17 protein-coding genes and 1 tRNA gene are annotated in these 18,606 nt (G+C 67.1%); 12 read left to right on the top strand and 6 right to left on the bottom strand.

Features of this window, described 5'->3' with window-relative positions; translation table 11 throughout:
* Together L2K70_RS10845 and L2K70_RS10850 are read right to left on the bottom strand one after the other, a co-directional pair.
* Positions 1-2,238, bottom strand: coding sequence for a putative bifunctional diguanylate cyclase/phosphodiesterase (locus L2K70_RS10845; RefSeq protein ID WP_236401857.1), 2,238 nt, complete (start codon positions 2,236-2,238; stop codon positions 1-3).
* Between the two features lie 48 nt (positions 2,239-2,286).
* Complete coding sequence (locus tag L2K70_RS10850) at positions 2,287-4,125, bottom strand: phosphoenolpyruvate carboxykinase (GTP) (protein WP_236401858.1); 1,839 nt, start codon at positions 4,123-4,125, stop codon at positions 2,287-2,289.
* Positions 4,126-4,311: 186 nt separating this feature from the next.
* Between L2K70_RS10850 and L2K70_RS10855 the strand changes: the two genes are divergently transcribed.
* The 3 genes from L2K70_RS10855 (at position 4,312) to L2K70_RS10865 (ending at position 6,070) form a co-directional block, all read left to right on the top strand.
* Positions 4,312-4,384, top strand: a tRNA-Arg gene (locus tag L2K70_RS10855).
* Between the two features lie 217 nt (positions 4,385-4,601).
* Positions 4,602-4,838 carry a helix-turn-helix domain-containing protein gene (locus L2K70_RS10860; protein ID WP_236401859.1) on the top strand — a complete coding sequence of 79 codons (237 nt, stop codon included), beginning with the start codon at positions 4,602-4,604 and terminating at the stop codon, positions 4,836-4,838.
* Positions 4,835-6,070 carry a tyrosine-type recombinase/integrase gene (locus tag L2K70_RS10865; RefSeq protein WP_236401860.1) on the top strand — a complete coding sequence of 412 codons (1,236 nt, stop codon included), beginning with the start codon at positions 4,835-4,837 and terminating at the stop codon, positions 6,068-6,070. The genes L2K70_RS10860 and L2K70_RS10865 overlap by 4 nt, the downstream gene beginning before the upstream one ends.
* A 220-nt stretch (positions 6,071-6,290) precedes the next feature.
* On the opposite strand, the gene L2K70_RS10870 is transcribed toward L2K70_RS10865, so the two are convergent.
* Positions 6,291-6,653 (bottom strand): ClpX C4-type zinc finger protein, encoded by a 363-nt coding sequence (locus L2K70_RS10870; RefSeq protein WP_236401861.1) that lies wholly within the window; start codon positions 6,651-6,653, stop codon positions 6,291-6,293.
* Between the two features lie 305 nt (positions 6,654-6,958).
* On the opposite strand from L2K70_RS10870, the gene L2K70_RS10875 reads away from it, so the two are divergent.
* The 3 genes from L2K70_RS10875 to L2K70_RS10885 all read left to right on the top strand — a co-directional run bounded on the left by L2K70_RS10875 (position 6,959) and on the right by L2K70_RS10885 (position 9,803).
* The gene (locus L2K70_RS10875) at positions 6,959-8,239 is read left to right on the top strand and encodes a cytochrome P450 (RefSeq protein WP_308195790.1); all 1,281 of its coding nucleotides are present in this window, start codon (positions 6,959-6,961) and stop codon (positions 8,237-8,239) included.
* 420 nt (positions 8,240-8,659) lie between these two features.
* Positions 8,660-9,166 (top strand): RNA polymerase sigma factor, encoded by a 507-nt coding sequence (locus L2K70_RS10880; RefSeq protein WP_236401863.1) that lies wholly within the window; start codon positions 8,660-8,662, stop codon positions 9,164-9,166.
* 388 nt (positions 9,167-9,554) lie between these two features.
* Positions 9,555-9,803 carry a hypothetical protein gene (locus L2K70_RS10885; protein ID WP_236401864.1) on the top strand — a complete coding sequence of 83 codons (249 nt, stop codon included), beginning with the start codon at positions 9,555-9,557 and terminating at the stop codon, positions 9,801-9,803.
* Positions 9,804-10,092: 289 nt separating this feature from the next.
* Here the strand turns inward: L2K70_RS10885 and L2K70_RS10890 are convergent, their stop codons facing one another.
* Positions 10,093-10,287 carry a hypothetical protein gene (locus tag L2K70_RS10890; protein ID WP_236401865.1) on the bottom strand — a complete coding sequence of 65 codons (195 nt, stop codon included), beginning with the start codon at positions 10,285-10,287 and terminating at the stop codon, positions 10,093-10,095.
* A gap of 87 nt (positions 10,288-10,374) precedes the next feature.
* Here L2K70_RS10890 and L2K70_RS10895 point away from each other — a divergent pair, with 87 nt between their 5' ends.
* The 6 genes from L2K70_RS10895 to L2K70_RS10920 all read left to right on the top strand — a co-directional run bounded on the left by L2K70_RS10895 (position 10,375) and on the right by L2K70_RS10920 (position 16,278).
* Entirely contained in the window at positions 10,375-11,700 is a 1,326-nt protein-coding gene (locus L2K70_RS10895; protein WP_236401866.1) for an MFS transporter, read from the top strand.
* Entirely contained in the window at positions 11,697-12,851 is a 1,155-nt protein-coding gene (locus L2K70_RS10900; RefSeq protein ID WP_236401867.1) for an epoxide hydrolase family protein, read from the top strand. The genes L2K70_RS10895 and L2K70_RS10900 overlap by 4 nt, the downstream gene beginning before the upstream one ends.
* A 33-nt stretch (positions 12,852-12,884) precedes the next feature.
* On the top strand, positions 12,885-13,829 hold the full coding sequence (locus L2K70_RS10905) for a LysR family transcriptional regulator (RefSeq protein WP_236401868.1): 945 nt from the start codon (positions 12,885-12,887) through the stop codon (positions 13,827-13,829).
* A gap of 92 nt (positions 13,830-13,921) precedes the next feature.
* Positions 13,922-14,494, top strand: a complete 573-nt coding sequence (locus L2K70_RS21670) for a YdeI/OmpD-associated family protein (protein ID WP_236401869.1) — start codon at positions 13,922-13,924, stop codon at positions 14,492-14,494.
* A 914-nt stretch (positions 14,495-15,408) separates the two neighbouring features.
* The gene (locus L2K70_RS10915) at positions 15,409-15,567 is read left to right on the top strand and encodes a hypothetical protein (RefSeq protein WP_236401870.1); all 159 of its coding nucleotides are present in this window, start codon (positions 15,409-15,411) and stop codon (positions 15,565-15,567) included.
* 339 nt (positions 15,568-15,906) lie between these two features.
* Complete coding sequence (locus tag L2K70_RS10920) at positions 15,907-16,278, top strand: hypothetical protein (RefSeq protein ID WP_236401871.1); 372 nt, start codon at positions 15,907-15,909, stop codon at positions 16,276-16,278.
* 124 nt (positions 16,279-16,402) lie between these two features.
* Here the strand turns inward: L2K70_RS10920 and L2K70_RS10925 are convergent, their stop codons facing one another.
* Both L2K70_RS10925 and L2K70_RS10930 read right to left on the bottom strand, forming a co-directional pair.
* Positions 16,403-17,767 (bottom strand): FtsX-like permease family protein, encoded by a 1,365-nt coding sequence (locus L2K70_RS10925; RefSeq protein ID WP_236401872.1) that lies wholly within the window; start codon positions 17,765-17,767, stop codon positions 16,403-16,405.
* 116 nt (positions 17,768-17,883) lie between these two features.
* The gene (locus tag L2K70_RS10930; RefSeq protein ID WP_236401873.1) at positions 17,884-18,555 is read right to left on the bottom strand and encodes an ABC transporter ATP-binding protein; all 672 of its coding nucleotides are present in this window, start codon (positions 18,553-18,555) and stop codon (positions 17,884-17,886) included.
* Between the last annotated feature and the right edge of the window lie 51 nt (positions 18,556-18,606).

Genomic DNA, 18,606 nt, shown 5'->3' on the forward strand with positions numbered 1-18,606 from the left:
TCATCGCGCCATCGCGGCTGGGGTGAGCATGAAGTCCTCGACGAACACGTTCATCGGCACCGGCTTGCCGATCATGAAGCCTTGCGCGTAGTCGACGCCCTCGGCGCGCACCACCTCGAAGATCTCGGGGTCGGACACGAACTCGGCCACCGTCTGCTTGCCGAGGTCGCGGGCGATGCCCACGATCGAGCGCACGATCGTGCGGTCGACGGACGAGCGGTGCACGTGGGCCACGAACTCCCCGTCGATCTTCACGTAGTCGAAGATGAGGTGCTTGAGGTAGTAGAAGGAGCCGAAACCGGCGCCGAAGTCGTCGAGCGCGAAGCGGCAGCCCAGCGCCGCCATCCGCTCGGCGAACTCGCGGGCCAGCGCGACGTCGGCGACGGCGGAGGTCTCGGTGATCTCGAGGATCAGGGCGTGCGGGTCGACGTCGAAGCGCTGGAGCGCGGCGAGGATCGTGGCCTCGACCGAGGGGTCACCCATGGAGGCGCCGGAGATGTTGACCTCGAGGCAGAAGTCCGGGACCAGCTCGCGCAGCTGGGCGAGCATCTCGATGCTGCGGTCCAGGACCCAGCTGTCGACGCGGGGCATGAGCCCCGAGCGCTCGGCGATGTAGACGAAGCGGCCGGGCGGGACGATCTCGCCGTCCTCCCCGCGCAACCGGAGCAGGACCTCCGCGGAGTCGACGCGCCCGGTGGCGATGTCCATGATCGGCTGGAAGTGCAGGACGAACCGGTCGTTGTCCAGCGCGTCCTCGATCCGGGCCTGCCACTGCAGTCGCATCGAGGTGCGCGGGCTGCGCGAGTCACCCTCGGCCAGGAGCGCGACCCGGTTGCGGCCGGACTCCTTGGCGTCGTACATCGTCATGTCGGCGAGGGCGAGGATGTCCGCGGCGTGCTCGGTGGCGGCGGCGAAGGTGACCGCGCCGACGCTGGCGGAGACGCGGCGTCGTACGCCGTCCAGGGTGGACGCGTGGTCGCGGATCCGCTCGACCACGAGGTCGGCGACCTGCTGCGCGACCACCTGGTCGCCGTCGGTGAGCATGATGGCGAACTCGTCGCCGCCGACGCGCGCCACGACGTCGGTGCTGCGGATCGACCGGCGCAGCAGGCCGGCGATCGTGACGAGGAGCTCGTCGCCCGCGTTGTGCCCCAGCGAGTCGTTGACCTGCTTGAAGTTGTCGAGGTCGAGCAGCAGGAGCGCGCCGACCGGACCGTGCCGGCGGCAGCGGTCGAGGTGCCGCTCGAGCTCGGTCTCGAACCTGCGGCGGTTGGCCAGCCCGGTGAGCACGTCGTGGTCGGCGAGGTGGGACAGCCGGTCCAGGTAGCGGCGGCGATCGGAGATGTCGACCACGTTGACCATGACGATGTCGCCGGCCTGCGGGTCCGCCACGATGGTGCTGCTCAACGCGATCGCGACGTCGTTGCCGCCGGAGTCGCGGAGCCGGCACTCGGCGTCCATGTCGGTCCGGTCGGACATCAGCCGCTCGAGGTGGTCGGCGATGGCGTGCTCGCCCGGCGTCTCGAAGGAGCCGAGGTGGTGCCCGACCATCTCCGGGGGCTCGAGGCCCACGACGACGGCGAGCGCAGTGTTGACCCGCAGGATCGTGCCCGAGCGGTCGAGCAGCGCGACCCCGTGCGGGGCGTCGTCGAACAACCGCTCCACCCGGTCGTTGGCCAGGCGGGCACGCCGGGTCTGGCGGTCGAGGTCGTGGACGATCCGCTGGACGACGGGGCCGAGCACGAGCGCGACCACGGTCCACACGACGACACGTCGCCAGTCGCCCCATCCGTAGGCCGGCGGCCCGATCAGGACGATCGGCGCGACGAAGACCAGGAACGTGAGACCTCCCGCGACCCAGAGCTCGCGGCGCGTGCCGGTGATGGCGAGACACAGGATCGGCAGCAGCATGCTCGCGCTCAGCCCGGACGACGACCCTCCGACAGCACCGCCCGCGGCGTGGTGCACGAGCGCGACGAAGACGAACATGAGGTAGGCCGGGGCCGCGTCCAGCCAGGTCCGCTCCGGCACCCGCAGCGAGAGCGCGAAGAGGACACCGACGCACACGAGCACCGCTGCGGCGAGGCCGGTGACCCACCACGCGCTGACGTAGGGCGGCACGAGGACGACCACCAGGCACGTCGCGGCCACCACGGCGAAGGGCAGCGCGAGCGCGACCCCGGGCTTGCCGTCGCGGGACCACAGCGCCCCGCGCGCGAGTTGACGTTTTGTTGACACAAAGTTGATGCTATGTAGATTTTCCACACCGCGTGTGGGTTTCGCGAGTCACGCCTCGGCGTCGAGCTCCTCGGCGACCCGACGGTGGGCCTCCCATATCTCGTCGGGCATCCGGTCGAACTGCGAGAGGTGCTCCTCGCGGAAGTCCATCTCCTGCTGCCAGCGCTCCGTGTCGATGGACAGGATCCGCTCGAGGTCATCGGGAGCGATGTCGACGCCCTCGAGGTCGAGCTCCTCCTCGGTCGGGATGATGCCGACGGCCGTACGGCGCCCCTCGACCTCGCCGTTCTTCAGCTGCAGCAGCCAGAGCAGCGGGCGGAGGTTGTCGCGGTAGCCGGGCCAGAGGAAGTGGCCGTCCGTCGCGTCGCGCTGGAACCAGTTCACGTGCGCGAAGATCGGCTGATCGGTCGCCGCACCCACCACGTCGAGGTAGTGGCGGGCGTAGTCGCCCTCGCCGTAGGCCATGAAGGGCCGGTTGGACATGGGGTCGTAGCGCAGGATCCCCTCCTTGCCCTCCGCGGCCGACGTCGCCTCGGCGCCGAGGGTGAGGCCGTCGTACACCCCCTCGGCGAGGTCGGTGATCGCCCGGATCAGCGGCTCGCGGTCGCGCGTGCGCCCGCCGAAGATGATCGCGTCGATCGGGACGCCTGTCGGTGCGTCGTAGTCCTGCGCGATGTTGGGGACGTTGGCGAGCGTCGTGGTGAACCGGCTGTTGGGGTGCGCCCACGGGGCGGTGTCGTCGTCCTTGCGGTCGGCGACGGGTGAGCCGGTCCAGTCGAGCCAGCCGTGGCGGTCCTTCGGCTTCTCCTTCGTGCGGCCCTCCCACCAGACCTCGCCGGTGGTCGGGTTGTAGGCGACGTTGGTGAAGATGCAGTCGGTGTGGGGGCCGACCGAGGCGAGGGCGTTGGGGTTGGTGGTCTCGTTGGTGTCCTTCGCGACGCCGAAGACGCCGTACTCCGGGTTCATCCCGTAGAGCTTCCCGGACGCCTCGTCGACCCAGAGCCACGCGATGTCGTCGCCGTAGAACGACACGTGGTAGCGCTCGCCGAGCGCATCAGGGGCGGCCATCATGGCCAGGTTGGTCTTGCCGGAGGCGCTCGGGAAGCCGCCGCAGACGTGGTAGTCCTTCCCGGTCTCCTTGTCGTGGATGCCGATGAGCATGTACTGCTCGGCGAGGAACTTCCCGCTCGCCCAGCCGTCGTAGGCCCCCTGCCGGAGGCCGTGCGCGATCTTGCCGAGCAGTGCGTTGCCGCCGTACGACGACCCGAAGTGCAAGATGGTGCGCTCGTCGGCGACGGTGACGAAGTAGCGCTTGTCCCGATCGGTGCCTTGGCCGAGGTTCTCCAGGTCGCCGGTCACGTGGACGGCGCGGACGAAATGACCCGGGTCCTCCAGGTCGTTCACGAACTGCACGCCGACGCGCGCCATCCGGATCATGTGCAGCACGACGGTGCGGGTGTCGGTGAGCTCCACGCCGGCCGCCCACGGCGCGAGCGCGTTGCCGGCGGGCGCCATCAGGTAGGGGACGACGTACATCGTCTTTCCCTCGCTGGCGCCGCGCATCAGGTCGTGGAGCTTGGGCTTCATCTCCGAGGACGGTCGCCAGTTGTTGTAGACGCCCCGGTCCTTCTCGTCGGCGGTCGCGACGATCGTGCGCTCCTCGGAGCGGGCGGTGTCCTTGTGGTAGCTGCGGGAGTAGTAGCGGCCCTCGCCGGCCTTCTCGAGCTCGCCGGCCGCGACGGCCTCCTCGAGGAGGCGGCGGTCGTCCGAGGCGTTGACGACCTCGATCCGCTCGGCGCCGGTGAGCTCGGCGTACTCCTTCACGAACTCGCGGACCTCCGGGTTGGTGAGCCCGGCCTCGTCCATCACTGCCTCGAGATCTGCCATCGGCGCTACCTCTCCTCGTGCGACGTACGTCGTCCGACGCGGCGTCGCGTGTGCGGGTGCTGTGCACATTAGGGCACCGTCTCAGCAGGTGGGACCAGCCCTCCGGGCAGGTGCTGATTTCGCCCGGCCGGAGGCGGTCGGCTATCCTCGACCAGTCCTCGCGGGCCATGCGGCCGGCGGAGACGAGCGCCTGTAGCTCAACGGATAGAGCATCTGACTACGGATCAGAAGGTTTGGGGTTCGAATCCCTACAGGCGCGCAGCACGCGAACGGCCCCTGACCTGCGGAAACGCGAGTCGGGGGCCGCTTCTGTCGGACGAGAGAGGCTCGGACGGGTCTCAATAGCAGTCTCACTACCGTCGGTTTGACACTGTATTCGTCTTAACGACACTCGGTTCATGAGTGTTCGCCTTAGTTCGCGGCGCTCCGCTGTCACGGCTCTGCCCGGTCGCTTCCCCAGCCGGCACAGGAAGTGCATGCCCAGCTCACCGAACCCCCTGCCCACCTTCCTCACCGTCGAGGAGGTGGCGTACGAGCTGCGCTGCACGCCTCGCCACGTCCAGAACCTCCTCGCGCGCGGCCTCCTGCCGTTGGTGAAGTTCGGACGCTCCGTCCGCATCCCCTCAGAGGCGCTCCTAGAGATCGCCGCGACAGCGACCACCGAGCTCACGCGGGAAGCAGACCCGTCCACGCGAGGCGGAGGCAAGCGATGAGCCCGAAGCGCCGTCACACCTCGCTGAAGGACTACAAGCCGACGATCTACCAGACGGCCGACGGCAAGTGGCACGGCCGCATCATCGTGGGCTACAAACCAGACGGCTCCTACATCCGGCCCCACCGCGTGCGGGACACCCCTCGGGAGATCCGCCAGGTGATGGCCGAGCTGCAAGCTCGACGTGATCAGGGCTTCATCTGGAACTCGGACAAGGTGACTGTCGGCGCTTGGCTCACGCACTGGCTCGAGGTCCTCATCCGTCCTCACCGGAGCCACAAGACCTATGCGGACTACCGCAGCAAGCTGAAGTGCCACATCCTGCCTGTCCTGGGAGGCATGACGCTCACGGACCTCGAACGCGAGGACATCGAGCGGCTCTACGCCTCGATGTACGCCCGCGGCCTCTCCGACTACACCGTCCACGGAGCGCACCGGGTGCTGAGAAGCGGACTGGGGCAGGCGGTCGAACGCAAACGACTGGTGGTCAACCCTGCCGCCCACGCCGAGGTACGCGAACCAGAAGAGCCCGACATAGACCCGTTCCTCGTGGACGAGATCGCCGCTGCCATCCGCGTAGCCCGGTCGATGAACAACTTCCCGCGCTGGAGCCTGGCCCTCGCGCTCGGCCTTCGCCAGGGCGAGGCACTCGGACTCCGTTGGTCCGACCTCAACCTAGGCACGGGGACTCTGGCCGTCCGCAAGCAGTTGCAGCGAATCACGTGGGAGCACGGGTGCACTGACCCGTCGGATGCCCCTCGTTGCGGCAAGACTTACGGCGCCTACTGCCCCGATCGCCACGGTGGCGGGCTACTGCTCGTGAAGGTCAAGACTCACCGATCGAAGCGGCCCATCTCGCTGCCGAAGTTCATCATCGACCTCCTCGAAGTCCACCGCCGGGAGCAGCTTGAGCAGCGGATGCGCGCGAGCCACTGGGGTGACATGAACCTCATCTTCTGCGGGCCGGAGGGCCAGCCGCTGGATCCCAAGCACGACCGCGCGCAGTGGCACGCGCTCCTGGCGCGCGCCGACCTGCGCGATGCTCGGCTGCACGACGCACGCCACAGCGCAGCAAGCATGCTCCTGGCACTCGAAGTGGATCAGCGCTTCGTGATGGACGTGATGGGCTGGACCGAACTGCGGACGGCGAATCGCTACATGCACGTCGTCGCCGAGCAACGCCGGGCCGTAGCAGACCGACTGGACCACGCACTTGGCTTCGAGCACGCGTGACTCGCACACGGCTGTGCGTCGCCTGACGGCGCGCGGGGCGAGCCGGATTGCGGCGCCGCGAGTCCCGTGAGCAGAACTTCCCGGTGCAGCCTCGAGCTGCTCTCGGGTTCGACCACCTGGATGACCGGTAGCGCGGTGAGATGTCGCGAAGCGACCCGGGTCGCTGGTGAGGACGTCCCAGACGCCGGGCAAGACGCTGAAGGCGTCGTGACTCCTAGGGCTACTCCGCGTACGCCCGGAACCGCTGCCACGCTGCCTGCCGCGTAATCCCCATGACCCGACCCACGTCAGCCCAGGTGAGGCCTCGAGACCGCACGACCTTGATCCACTCGCGCAGGAAGTCATCGAGTTGCTCCTGCACGGCCGTGATCTTCGGGACGGTCGCCAAGATCTCTTCGTCCGTCATCACGTTCCACCACGGACGCTGCAGTTCGCGCTTCGTCTCCGGGGAGGACATGATTTCGTAGTACTTCATCACGCAGTGAGAGCACATCAAGGCGCCGAGCCCGCCCGCGAAACTCGACTTGCTGGTGCCTACGACACCGCAGAACGAACACACTTTCCCGATCGGCGTATGGTCCACGGCTTGGATCCTCTCCGTTCGAGCCGCCCGGAGTCGAGCAACGTCTAGCGTCGACGTGTCCGCTGCGAAACAGCTCATGTTCCGTAGCCGGAACGGTGTTCTCGCCGCGCGCTGCGGCAAGAAGTTCCCGAAACGCGTCCCAGAGTAGTCACCGGAACCTAGGGTCTTGAGGCACAGGATCGTCACACCCTCGGGAGGGAACACATGTCCACCGTCAAGTTCTTCGTCGCGCGCCTCATCTGCAACGTGCAGGGGCGGGGCTCGACGGACTGGTACGTCTGGTAGCTGATCTGGGCGTCAGACGAGTGGCGTCGCTCGGGCCCGTCCCCCCAGGTCCCCGTGGTGGTCTCCTCGTGGGCAACTTGAGGGCGTATGAAGAGGATCGCCTGGGCTTTCTCCAGCGAGTCGCGGAGAACTACGGACCGATCTCCGCGTTCGATCGCAGAACGACGGTCCTGAGCGACGCCGGGCTGGCCCGTCGTGTACTAGGCGAGCTGGCCGGCACTGCCGTAATCCGGAACAACGTTCTGCAAGAGCCCATCCCCGTGGGCGAGGTGGCGTCCTGGCCGGTCGCTCGAAGGTTGATGAACCCCGTGCTGCGCAAGCGCGTGATCGACCAGCGGCGCAGCCAGATCGTGCGACTTGCCGTGGACCATGTTCGGTCCTCGGGCGCGCGCTTCTTCGATGCCGTCGAGTACTGGGAGCCCTTCACGTCCCGGACGGCGGCGGATTACTTCCTGGGCGAGGACGGCGGTCGCGTTCCCGCATTGGTCCGTGACCTCCTCGCGAGCCTTCCGGCCGTCGCGGGCAACGTCTTCGCGCTCCCTGCTGCGGTACCCACGCCCAGCCGCCGACGCGTCCGCAACGCCTTCGCGGAGCTGCGGGCCCACCTGCTGCCTCCGCTCACCGCGCGTGCCCGGGACCCCCAGAGCTACGATGACGCAGCGGGCAATCTCGTCCGGCGGGCAGCGCAGATGGAGCCGAGGCCGGGACTGGACAGACTGGTCAACGTTTTGATCGGGAACCTCTTGGCGTCATACACAGTGCCCGCCGCCGGCTTGGCTTGGGCGACCTGGGCGCTCTCGCAACACCCGGAGTGGATCACTCGGGTCCGGGAGGAGGCTCCGCGAGCCCTCGCGCCGCCGGACACTGCCAACGCGCAGATGCCGCACACCACGGGCGTGCTAATGGAGTCCTTTCGCCTGTATCCACCCACGTGGCTGCTAACCCGCCAGCTCTCCTCGGGCGCAATCGTCGGCGGGTACGCCCTGCCAGCTGGGCAGACGATCATGACCAGTCCGTTCGTCCTGCACCGCGATCCAGCTAACTTCGACGACCCGCAGTCGTTCGCCCCGGAGCGTTGGGGACCGGGAGGAAACGCCGACCCGGCGAACTTCTTCGGCTTCGGACACGGGCCGCGCGGTTGCCCTGGACGTGATCTCGCGATCATCAGTTGCTCGTCTGCCCTCGCGGCGTTGGTGTCGCAGGCGGACTTCGAGGTGACCGGGGACCCGACGCCAAACCCACGCTTCATACTCAGGCCCCGCGCACTTCGAATCGAAGTCAAAGTGAGGCGAGTCGGCTAGGGGTGTTCTGTCACTAGATGGGTGACACATCGACGGCGCACCTCGCTGCGGCAGATCCGGACTCTAGGCCGTCGGGTCCCCTACAGAATGAGGGCTTTGCGAACGGCTCGGCAGAGGTCCTCAGCGTCGACGTACGGCGAGCCGTCACCTGGCGACTACAGAGCCAGCGCTTCGCGCAGGTCCTCCAGTCGCTCGTGTCGCGGACAGTCGTCAAGCACGACGCGCTCCAGGTCGTTGCTGCTGCCGGCCGTGTTCGCGACGGACACACACGAGGAAAAGCCCACTCGGGCCCCCAACCTCGCCGCCTGCACAGGCGTAGAGAGGGGTGTGAGAGTCAACGAGATGAGCGTCGGTGCTGGACCGACATCTCACAACACGGGGCGGTACATCGTGGCGACAACGAGGGACCCTGAGTCTGACGTGGACTACGGGACGTTTGAGGACTACGTAGCCCGTGAGCTGTCTAGCCTGCGGAGAATCGCGTACTTCCATGTGCGCGACTGGGAAACTGCCGACGATCTGGTCCAGGACACGCTGGTCCGTATGGCGAGGTCATGGCCGCGGATGAACCGTGGGCACCGGCCGACACGCTCCTACGGCGTGACGGTTCTGGAGAATCTCGTCAAGGATCTGCACCGGCGCAAGTCCCGGGAGCACAGGGCCATTACCTTGGCGCAGGCGAACCGCATGGAGGCCGATCGGGCCTTCCACGAACCGGACGATCTGTGGGAGCAAACCGCGGCCCTAAGCCGCCAGCAACGCACCGTGATTTACCTCCGCTTCTGCCAAGACCTCAGCGTCCAGCGCGTCGCCGAACTGCTCGACTGCTCGGAAGGAAACGTCAAGCGTCACACGTACGACGCGCTGAAGCGACTCGGCTCCATCATCTCGGGCGAACACGACGAACAGGGTGAGACGAATGCGTGACCGCAACCAAGACTCGAAGACCCTCGACGCGCTTCGTAGAGTCCTTCACGAGAACTTGGATCCCGAGCCTCCTACGTGGACACGAGAGGTCCCGGGACCGGCCCGACGCCCCGCGCGCGGCTTGGTCTGGGTCGGCGCCAGCGCCGCAGCGCTCGCGATCATCGTCGTCCCAACCGCCCTGTGGCAGACCGGTGACACCGGCTCCAGTACAACTTCCCCCACGACAAGCGTTCAACCCAGCACTACTGCCCCGCCCTCGACCGACACCGAGTCCTCGACACCGACGCCTTCTGACGCGGTGTGCCAGCCCTTCGAGCCGCGACGACTTCCTAACGGCTCTCCGATCGGACAACCTGCGGACCTCGGCAAGAACCCCGGCGGCGCGTCCGTGAGCTGGGGCACGGGCCAAGACGCCGTGTTTCAACGTCCTGGCGAGGACGTGCTCGGGCTGGCAGCTACGAAGAACGCCGCGACGATCACCAGCGACCGTCTGGGCGAAGTCCGTCTGATTGCAGTCGGGGACCCGCCGCTCGGTCAGATCGCAGCGTTCTTCGAGGTGAATGGGTGCGACTACACGGTGTGGCTGGACGGGAGCATGGCAGACGCCGCCGACGAGTACCTTCAGAACCTATATTGACGCTACCGGCTCTTGTAGCCCTGGCCCGAACCCCACAGTGTGCCCTTCCGAAACGAACTCCAGCAACTCGGCGACGTCATGGATGTGCGCCGCCCCTTGAACCACCGCCTCGTCGTCCGCCATGAGCACGAAGGGCGCGTTCTCGATCAAGTCCGGACGCACCGGTCCAACATCCTGATCTGCCGCGATGAGCCCGCCCCGCAGGTGAGGCTGATGGAACGCGGGTAGACGAGCAGTGAGTCGTAGGTGGGGGTTACTTCGTTGCCGTGGGGCCCTGCGCACCGCGCGCTCAGCGTCCTTCGCCCAGCGCGGCCAGCTCGCGATGAGAGAGAGTGGACCACGTCGCGACCTCTTCAATGGGCAGCACCTCTCGATGCCGGCGCCACAAGTCGGCCACCCGAGCCACTGCGTCGGCGCGCTCCAACTCCGCTAAGGCGATGCGTTGTCCCAGCGTTACCAGCTCCTCGCGCAACTCGTCGCTCAAAGCGCCGTGCCTAGCGCGCCGCCCGCTTGCGTCGTCACAACTAGCGGTTGTTGGTGGAGAAGAGGGGTCTCGTTTGACACTGGCAGCATGACGGTGTCGAAGCTCCCGCTCGCGGTGCTGTGCTCTGCGCAGTTCGTGCTGATCCTTGACGTCGCGGTCGTCAACGTCGCGTTGGTGCCGCTGAGCCGCGATCTTGTCTTGTCTCCCGACCGGTTGCAGATTCTCAGCTGGTCTTACGCTCTGGCCTTCGGTCTCATGCTTCTCCCGGGCGGCAGATTCGCTGATGTCGGTCGACGTCGTTGGTCCTTCTGTGTCGGGCTGAGTGTGTTCGCTGCTTCCTCCGCGCTGGCCGGAGCGGCGGGGTCGCTTGGGACGTTGGCGGTCGCTCGAGTGCTGCAGGGGGTGGGGGCGGGGATCGCCTCACCGGCGGCGCTGGCGCTGCTGACTGCGGCCCATCCCGGGGAGCGCGACCGCGCCCGCGCCTTGGGGGTCTGGGCGGCGGTCGCAGCGGCCGGGGGAGCTGCGGGGCTTGTGATCGGTGGCCTTCTCACTGAGTCATTTGGCTGGCGTTCTGTGTTCTGGGTGAACGTGCCGGTGGTTGCAGGTGTCGTCGTGCTCGCTCAGGTTGTTCTTCCTCCAGACGGTGTTGCCCGTCGGTGGCGCGACGCCGGGGCCTTGGTGCCGCGCTTGCTCTGGCGCACCGGGTCGGTGGTGGTGGCCAACGCGGTCGTCGCGCTGATGAGCGCGGTGGTCGTGGGCACCAACTTCGTCCTGGCGATTCACCTGCAAGGCCGCTTGGAGCTGTCGCCGGTCGAGACGGGGATGGCGTTCCTGCCGATGACGGCAGTGAGTACGGTTAGCGCTTGGTGGGCGGCCGGCTGGGTGGGCAGGATGCCGGCTCACCAGCTGCTGGCCGGTGGCATGTTTGTGTTGGCGCTCGGCTGCGCGTGCCTTTCCCGTCTACCGGCCGATGGTGGCTACCTGACCTCGGTGTTGCTCGGTATGGCGCTTGTTGCGGCGGGGATGGGGCCGGGGTTCGCACTGGGGACCTTGGTCGCCGTCGCCGATGTGCCGCAGGGCCACCACGGCGCGGCAGCGGCGGTCTTGTCGGCGAGCACCCAGCTCGGCGCGGCTCTCGGGCTTGCAGGTCTTGAGGTGGTGGCCGCCACGGCCGCGGCACCTGCAGTCGGACTTCGGCGAGCGTTCGTGGCGATGACGGCTGCCGCGCTGGCTGCGGCTCTCATCGCCGCCCTCTTCCCGGCTCGTGGGACGCAGCAGGTCGCGAACGCAGAAGCACCTGTTGCCTTCGCCTCACCTGCTCCGGCGGCCGGGTGCACCCCGGGCTGCGTACGAGCCTCGTCCTTCCCGCATCTGACACCTGGCCTAAATACTCTGACAAAGGAGACGACATGAACGTGCACGACTTCAGGATCGACGTACCCGCCGTTGTCATTGAGGACCTCCGCGACCGGCTGCGTGGCACCCGGTGGCCTGATCAAGTCGAGGGGGTCGGCTGGGGCCAGGGAACTGAGCGCGAGTTCCTCCGCGAGGTGGTCGCGCACTGGGGCCACAACTTCGACTGGTTCGCGGTGCAGGACCGCTTGAACCATTGTGCGCAGCGGCTGGTCGAAGTCTCTGGTGGGCTTCGAGTGCACGTGGTTCACGAGAGGGGAGAGGTCGAGGGGGGTCAGCCGATCGTGCTCCTGCATGGATGGCCGAGCTCGTTCGTCCAGATGTTGCCCATCATGCCGATGCTCACTCAGCCCTCTCGATACGGGGGCTCTGCCGGGGACGCTTTCGATGCGGTCGCGCTGTCGTTGCCGGGCTACGGGTTTAGTGACCGCCCCACCGACGCTGGATGGGACCTTCGGCGGATCGCGGATGCCGTGGTCGAGGTGATGGAGGCTCTGGGATACACCACGTTCGCCGGGCGCGGCAGTGACCTAGGGGCGGGCGTGCTGCAGCAGCTAGCGTTGGCGTATCCCGATCGTCTGGTAGGGCTGCACCTGTCAGGCACTAACCCCTACCTCGGCTGGGTTCCCGACGACCTCACTCCGGAGGAGCAGTCGTTCGTCGAGGCGGCTCAGGACTGGAACGCCCGCGAGATGGCCTACGCCCAGGAGCACTCCAGCAAGCCGCAGACACTGGCCCACGCCTTGAACGATTCCCCAGCCGGCCTGGCCTCGTGGGTGCTGGAGAAGTTCCGTGCCTGGAGCGACTGCGACGGGGACCTGAGGAACGTGTATGACCTCGACGACCTGCTGACCAACCTCACCGTCTACTGGGTCACCGAGACCATCGGCTCCTCCATGCGGCTCTACTGGGAGGCTGCCCGCTCCACCAACGCCGCCTACGGCCGCGTCGAGGTGCCCACCGGCATGGCCATGTCCGACAAGGACATGTTTCCGACGCCTCGAGCGTGGGCGGAACGGTCTTACCGCTTGACCCGATGGACCAAGCTGCAGCGCGGCGGCCACTTCTTGGAGTGGGAGACGCCCGAACCGCTGGCGGAGGACATCCGCGTCTTCTTCCGAGAGCTACGGACCGCCCGCCTAGAGGGGTGACTGAACGAGATTGTCGACCCTAAAATCGGACCTATGGGGACGACAGCCTCCAATACGCCTGAGCTACGGGAGCTCCGACTCTTCGTGGCCGTAGCCGAGGAAGGCTCCTTCACCCGCGCCGCCGCCCGCTGCTTCGTCACCCAGCAGGCCATGTCGAAGACCATCGCCGCTCTGGAGCGACGTGTCGGGTGCGAGTTGGTGGAACGGCGCCCGCGCGGGTGTGGCCTCACCGAGGCGGGGGAACAACTCCTGACGGGGGCGTACCGAGTTCTCCAAACGGTCGACGAACTCACCGACCCCGGCACCAGAAACACGACGTTGGAGCCGCGTCACGTCCTGCGGGTCGGGGTCCACGACGAAGGGCTGGCGGAGCTGACGCCCTACGTCCTCAGAGCGTTCGCGCAGCGGTTGCCCGAAGTGGCAATCAACTATCGGACGGTCCCCTACGACGAGCTGGAGAACGCGCTGAACGTCGGATCAGTCGACGTCTTGGTCTGCGGCCGAGCCGCTCATCGCGGCGATGGCGAGTTCGTCGGTCTCTTTGGGGATCCAGCGGTCGTGCTCGTGAGCGCGGCCAGCGACCTGGCCGAGGCGCCGACGCTGCGAGCCGAGGACATCATCGAGCAGCCCTTCGTCAGCAACGAGGTCGGGCTCGACGACACCTTCTATGGCGCCTATACCCTTGATGGGCTCCGCGGAGACCGTGCTCCGCAGCTGAAGACTGGCGTTGTCCGGACCTCCGGCGACGTCACCGCCGAAATCGCCCACCACCGCGCCGTTCTGGCCTGCGGCTCCGCGACCACGAGGTTCGCCCCCCACCCAGACGTGGTCGCGGTGCCGCTGACCGACGTGCCCGCATACGAGGTGGGTCTCGCCACCCGTCGACGCGGCGGGCTCGCGGCGGAGTTCGTGGAATGCGCCGTTAAGGTCGCCTCGAGGACACGAGACGTCGTCCCACGCGCCACACCCCCGGGGTAGAGGGCAGCATGACCAAGGCCGGCGAACCGCGCGCCGACCGAACCACCGACGAGGGTGGACCCGACCTAGGACCTCAGGACACAATCCACTCTGTGGACAAGCCACGCGTGCACGCCACGACAGTTGGGGAGTGGCGATCCTGGTTGGAAGACCACCACGCCACCGCCACCGGCGTGTACCTGGTGTCCTGGAAGAAGCACACTGGCAAGCCCCGAGTCGAATACGAAGACGCTGTCACCGAAGCGCTCGCTGTCGGCTGGGTCGACAGCAAGCCCGCAGCGCTCGACAAGGACCGCACCATGCTGTGGTTCTCCCCTCGGAAGCCGACCAGCGCTTGGTCTGCGCCGAACAAGCACAGAATCGAACGCCTGGTGGCAGAGGGCCGTCTCACGCAGGCGGGCCAAGCCGTCATTGACGCCGCCAAAGCCAATGGGGCGTGGACCCGGCTAGACGCCGTCGAGCGAGGCGTCGTGCCCCCCGATCTCGCCGCAGCACTCGCCGCGCACTCCGGCGCAGCAGAGCACTGGGAGACGTTCCCCCGCTCGGTTAAGCGTGGGATCCTCGAGTGGATTGTCCAAGCCAAACGACCGGAAACCCGCGAGCGCAGGGTCCGCGAGACCGCTGAACGGGCAGCTCGTGGAGAGCGCGCGAATCAGTGGCGATGAAACGCGGTCAAGAACGCGCGGCACTCCCGTGATCGCGGTTGCGGCGACTCGTCCGGACGTCTACTCGCACAACACCAGCAACTGCAGCAGGGCCGCTTACGGCCTACTCCTTACAGGTTCGGCCCCCAGTCAACAGTTTCACCGGCGTTGGACACTTTCGTTGACTCCGTCAATGCGCAGTTTGGGATATGTCCGGTGAGGCAGAGCGTAGGGGCCCTGGAAGGCGACGGAGAGGTCGCGGGTCCGGCCGTTGCGGCGCTTGACCCCGATCAGTTCGACATCGCGGGGCGGGTCGGCTCCTCCTCGCAGACGCCGTCCCGGTCGAGCAGGATCGCCATGGCGGAGTCCTGCGAGCGAGCCGGACTCACACGTTGACCCGCGCAGCTCTGCGCACCCGCTTCTGGGCCGCCCCGCATCCGTATCGAGCGGAGGCTCCTACCGCGAGCCGTGTCTTCGGTCGACCTCGGTCAAGGCAACGTACGAGACGTGGCCCGCGCCAGGCTGGGATGGGAGCTCCGGACCGTCGAACCCGCCCTCGCCGATGAGGCCCAAGTCTGCGCCACCCGTACAGCGAGCGGCGCCGCCTCACCGAGCCACTCTCTCAGCGCACCAGGTCACCTTCGACGGACCCGTCGAACCTCTGCAAACCACTTCTCGAGGTGCGAGCAGTCCTTGTCTAGCTCACTCGGACCCTGCCGCAAAGAGTGCGCGGATCTGCCGATGAGCGGTCGACCGGCTGGTGAGTTGACGCCGCAGGCAGTGTGCGGGATCTAGGATCCTGCCGGTCGAACCCAAGCCACCTGGAGTCCGCGATTGCGTCGGAGGCGAGCAACCCTGTGGTGCGACAAGGGGGCGGCGTCGAGATCCGACCGGTGCACAGTGGAGGCCTCGTCGCGTCCGATCTAGGTTGAGCGGTGCTCGCGCTCGAACTGCCGCTGGGCGTGCGCGTCGGCGCGCGCATCTGCCGCGATCCGCTCGAGCTCATGGCGGCAGATCCGGATGCTGTTCGGACCGCATCGGGTGGCCGCTACCCGCCGCCACCACCGCCGCCAGCACCGCCGTCCGACCCGTGACCGCCGTGACCTGCCTGACTGCCGGTCCTTGTTGCCTTCACCGGCCCGCGGAGGACGTTCTCGATGACAAGGCCGACGAGAAGAACGACGAGCGCGACGATGAGGTAGGTCACGGCGACGGCTGCCTCGGCCGCGCTGCGCCATAACGCGTGAGATTCACCTGCATCCTCCTCCAGGGTCGAACACCGAACTATGACATCGGTAGGGCTACCGCACGAGGGGACGTGGAGTGCAGCACCGCCCGACCCGACATCGGCAGTTCCGCGCCGTCATCGCGGCAGATCCGGGACGTTAGCGTGGCATGCTCCTTGCGATCTGATGAGCCGCAAGGAGATAGCCATGGCCCGTGACGACCTGGACGAGGTGAACTCGCTCCTCGCCGAGTTCGACGTGACCATGTACCGCGGGGAGGACGGCCGTTACCGCATCTGGGGTGACATCAACCGCATCCAGGACATCGTCTTCAGCCCATGCGTCGATGCCTTCCCGCCCCAGGCGCGCAGCGACCTCGACTGGTTCTTCGCGCAGGAGGTCGACGCTCGCCTCGTTCGCAACCTGCGCGATCGTGGGGTCACGGTCCTGTACGACCCGGACGAGAAGTTGGGGCTGGAGATCCTTTGCGACGGTCCGTCTGCCTCAGACATGGATGCGGCCTTCGCCGCCACGTATGACTGGCACCGCGTCCCGCCGGATGAGCGTGCCCCGTCGTGACGCTGACCATCCGGATCTCGGCAGATCCGAATGTTCGGGGGGTAACAACGTCATCACGTGCAACAGCTAGGCCTGGCGCAGAATCCCGTCAGAGCGCTCGTCGACGAGCGCGAGCACCCGACGATCAGGCCATGGTCCTGAGTTCGCTCGGGTGCGCCGCAGCGTCCACGAACTTCGTCGCTACCCACGCCACGACCAGCACCACCAGCCACGCCGCGACGACGGTGAGCAAACCTGTCTGCCACGGCACAGGCACCGGCACTACGACGATGGTCTCGTTGGCCACGGACCCATACGACTTCGCATCACTGGTGCCGAGCACCCCCCGCGCACTGACGATGCCGGCCGCCACTGCTACGGGGAGCATGAGCACCAGCGGGATGATCGCTTCGAGCAGCAGGCCAGCACGCAGAGTGCGACGCGGCACACCGGTCGCGATGAGAGCGCTCAGGGACTTGCGCGAGGCCACCACGCTCTCACCGCACGTGACGAGCACGCCGAGCGCTGCGACGCCGAAGGCGATGAGCAGCGCGACGCGGACGGTACCGAGGATTTCGACGTAGCCAGTGTCCTCGACACTCATCACTACCCGGAGATACTCGCCGGTTCCCAGAACGAAGCCCGCAACAGTGGCTACCGACAACAGGACCGCGTTAACCCGAGACGAGGTGTACGGATTGGCAGCAAGCCGGCGCCCAGCAATCAGCAGACTGGGAATCCCCGTTCGTCTCGCGACGAACTGGCCGATTACCTGGGCGATCGACGCCGTCCCGAGCAACATCCCTACGATGGCGAGCAGGGCGAGGATGCCCACGCTAAGCGCTTGACCGGACGACTGGTCAGCAGTGATGCCGAGAATCGACCGAGCGACGGAGAAGGTCATTAGTCCCCCGACTCCGACAACGAACGTGACGAGCGGCGCGCGCCAGGCGGCTTGACCCGTACTTCTTCTAGCGACCTCGAACGGTCCGCTCAGCACGCGCCACTGCGCGGCGTGCGCGATCGCTGCGACAGCGCACGGGATCGCGACCGCAGTCACCACGATGGCGACAGCGGGAGTAGGAACATCCAAGGGAAGCAGAGAGACCGTGCCTGTGACGGTGTCCACCCGGACTGAATCAGACCCGATCTTGGTCTCCGTCGTGTAGGTGCCCCGACCACTTAAGAGCCGGCCCAGCGGCGCCTTGAGAGCCTGCGCTGTGATCAACCCGAGCACCGTGCCCAGAGACGACGACAAGAACGCGTCTGCTGCCACGATCCTGGTGATGTCGGATGGACTGGCGCCGGCCAACCGAAAAGCGGCCAGCCTGCGGTCTCGGTCGGGACCGCCGATCCGCGCGCACTGCGCAAGCAGCACCAGCAGCACCGACACGAACGCAACAAGCGCGGCGATCACAGCCGGACGCATGGCATCCAAGTTCAGCAGATCCGACGCGTAGGGGCCGTTGGCTGGAGAGATCGCCGCCGTGAGAAAGGCCAGCAGCAACACCCACGTGACCAAAACGGCCGCACCCCCGGTCAGGGCTCGACGAAGCGAGTCAGTCCGGGTGCCGATCATCGCCAGGCGAAACGCTGCACCCCAGGACAGGCTCGAGGAGCCCCGCATCACCGACTACCGACCAGAGCGCCGTCGGACATGGACACCACGCGGTCGGCTGATCGAGCAAGCTGCAAGTCGTGGGTAGCCATCAAGACTGCTGTGCCGTTTTCCCGGGCGACGCCCAGCAGCGCATCGAGCACCCTGGCGCCCGTTTGGGCATCCAAGGCCCCCGTGGGCTCGTCGGCAAAGATCGCCTTCGGCTCAGTCACGAACGCCCGGGCCAACGCGACCCGCTGCGCTTCACCACCTGACATCTGGTTGGGCGCAGACCCGGCCCTATGCGCCACGCCCAACCTCTCGAGCCACGGTCCGGCCGCCTTCTCCGCCTGCCGCTTCCCGAATCCCTGCAGCAGAAGGGGCAACGCCACGTTCTCCAGCGCAGTCAGCTCCGCGACCAGGTTGCCGAACTGGAAAACCACACCGAGGTCCGTCAGTCGCAAGCGCGACCGCTCGCGCTCGCCCAGTTGATCTATTCGCCGGTTGTTGAACCACACCTCGCCTTGATCCGGCTTCAGAATCCCTGCCACGCACAGCAAGAGGCTCGACTTGCCCGATCCGGAGGCGCCCACGATTCCGAGCGTCTCGCCCGCTGCGCACTCGACCGAAGTCCCCGCAAGTGCGGCTGTCTGTCCGTACGCCATGTAGAGGTCGCGCGCCTGTACAAGTGGACCCGTCACGACGTCTCCTCCGTCTCCCGAGTTCGCTCGGTGCGCCTGAAGTGCAAGTCA

The sequence above is a fragment of the Nocardioides potassii genome, assembly GCF_021648885.1.
In the GTDB taxonomy this organism is placed as follows: Bacteria; Actinomycetota; Actinomycetes; order Propionibacteriales; family Nocardioidaceae; genus Nocardioides; species Nocardioides potassii.

What these genes read in the sequence shown, in the direction of transcription:
- L2K70_RS10850 (WP_236401858.1), bottom strand. Translation starts at nt 4,125, where the DNA reads ATGGCAGATCTCGAGGCAGTGATGGACGAGGCCGGGCTCACCAACCCG.
- L2K70_RS10860 (WP_236401859.1), top strand. Translation starts at nt 4,602, where the DNA reads ATGCCCAGCTCACCGAACCCCCTGCCCACCTTCCTCACCGTCGAGGAG.
- L2K70_RS10865 (WP_236401860.1), top strand. Translation starts at nt 4,835, where the DNA reads ATGAGCCCGAAGCGCCGTCACACCTCGCTGAAGGACTACAAGCCGACG.
- L2K70_RS10895 (WP_236401866.1), top strand. Translation starts at nt 10,375, where the DNA reads ATGACGGTGTCGAAGCTCCCGCTCGCGGTGCTGTGCTCTGCGCAGTTC.
- L2K70_RS10900 (WP_236401867.1), top strand. Translation starts at nt 11,697, where the DNA reads ATGAACGTGCACGACTTCAGGATCGACGTACCCGCCGTTGTCATTGAG.
- L2K70_RS10905 (WP_236401868.1), top strand. Translation starts at nt 12,885, where the DNA reads ATGGGGACGACAGCCTCCAATACGCCTGAGCTACGGGAGCTCCGACTC.
- L2K70_RS10920 (WP_236401871.1), top strand. Translation starts at nt 15,907, where the DNA reads ATGGCCCGTGACGACCTGGACGAGGTGAACTCGCTCCTCGCCGAGTTC.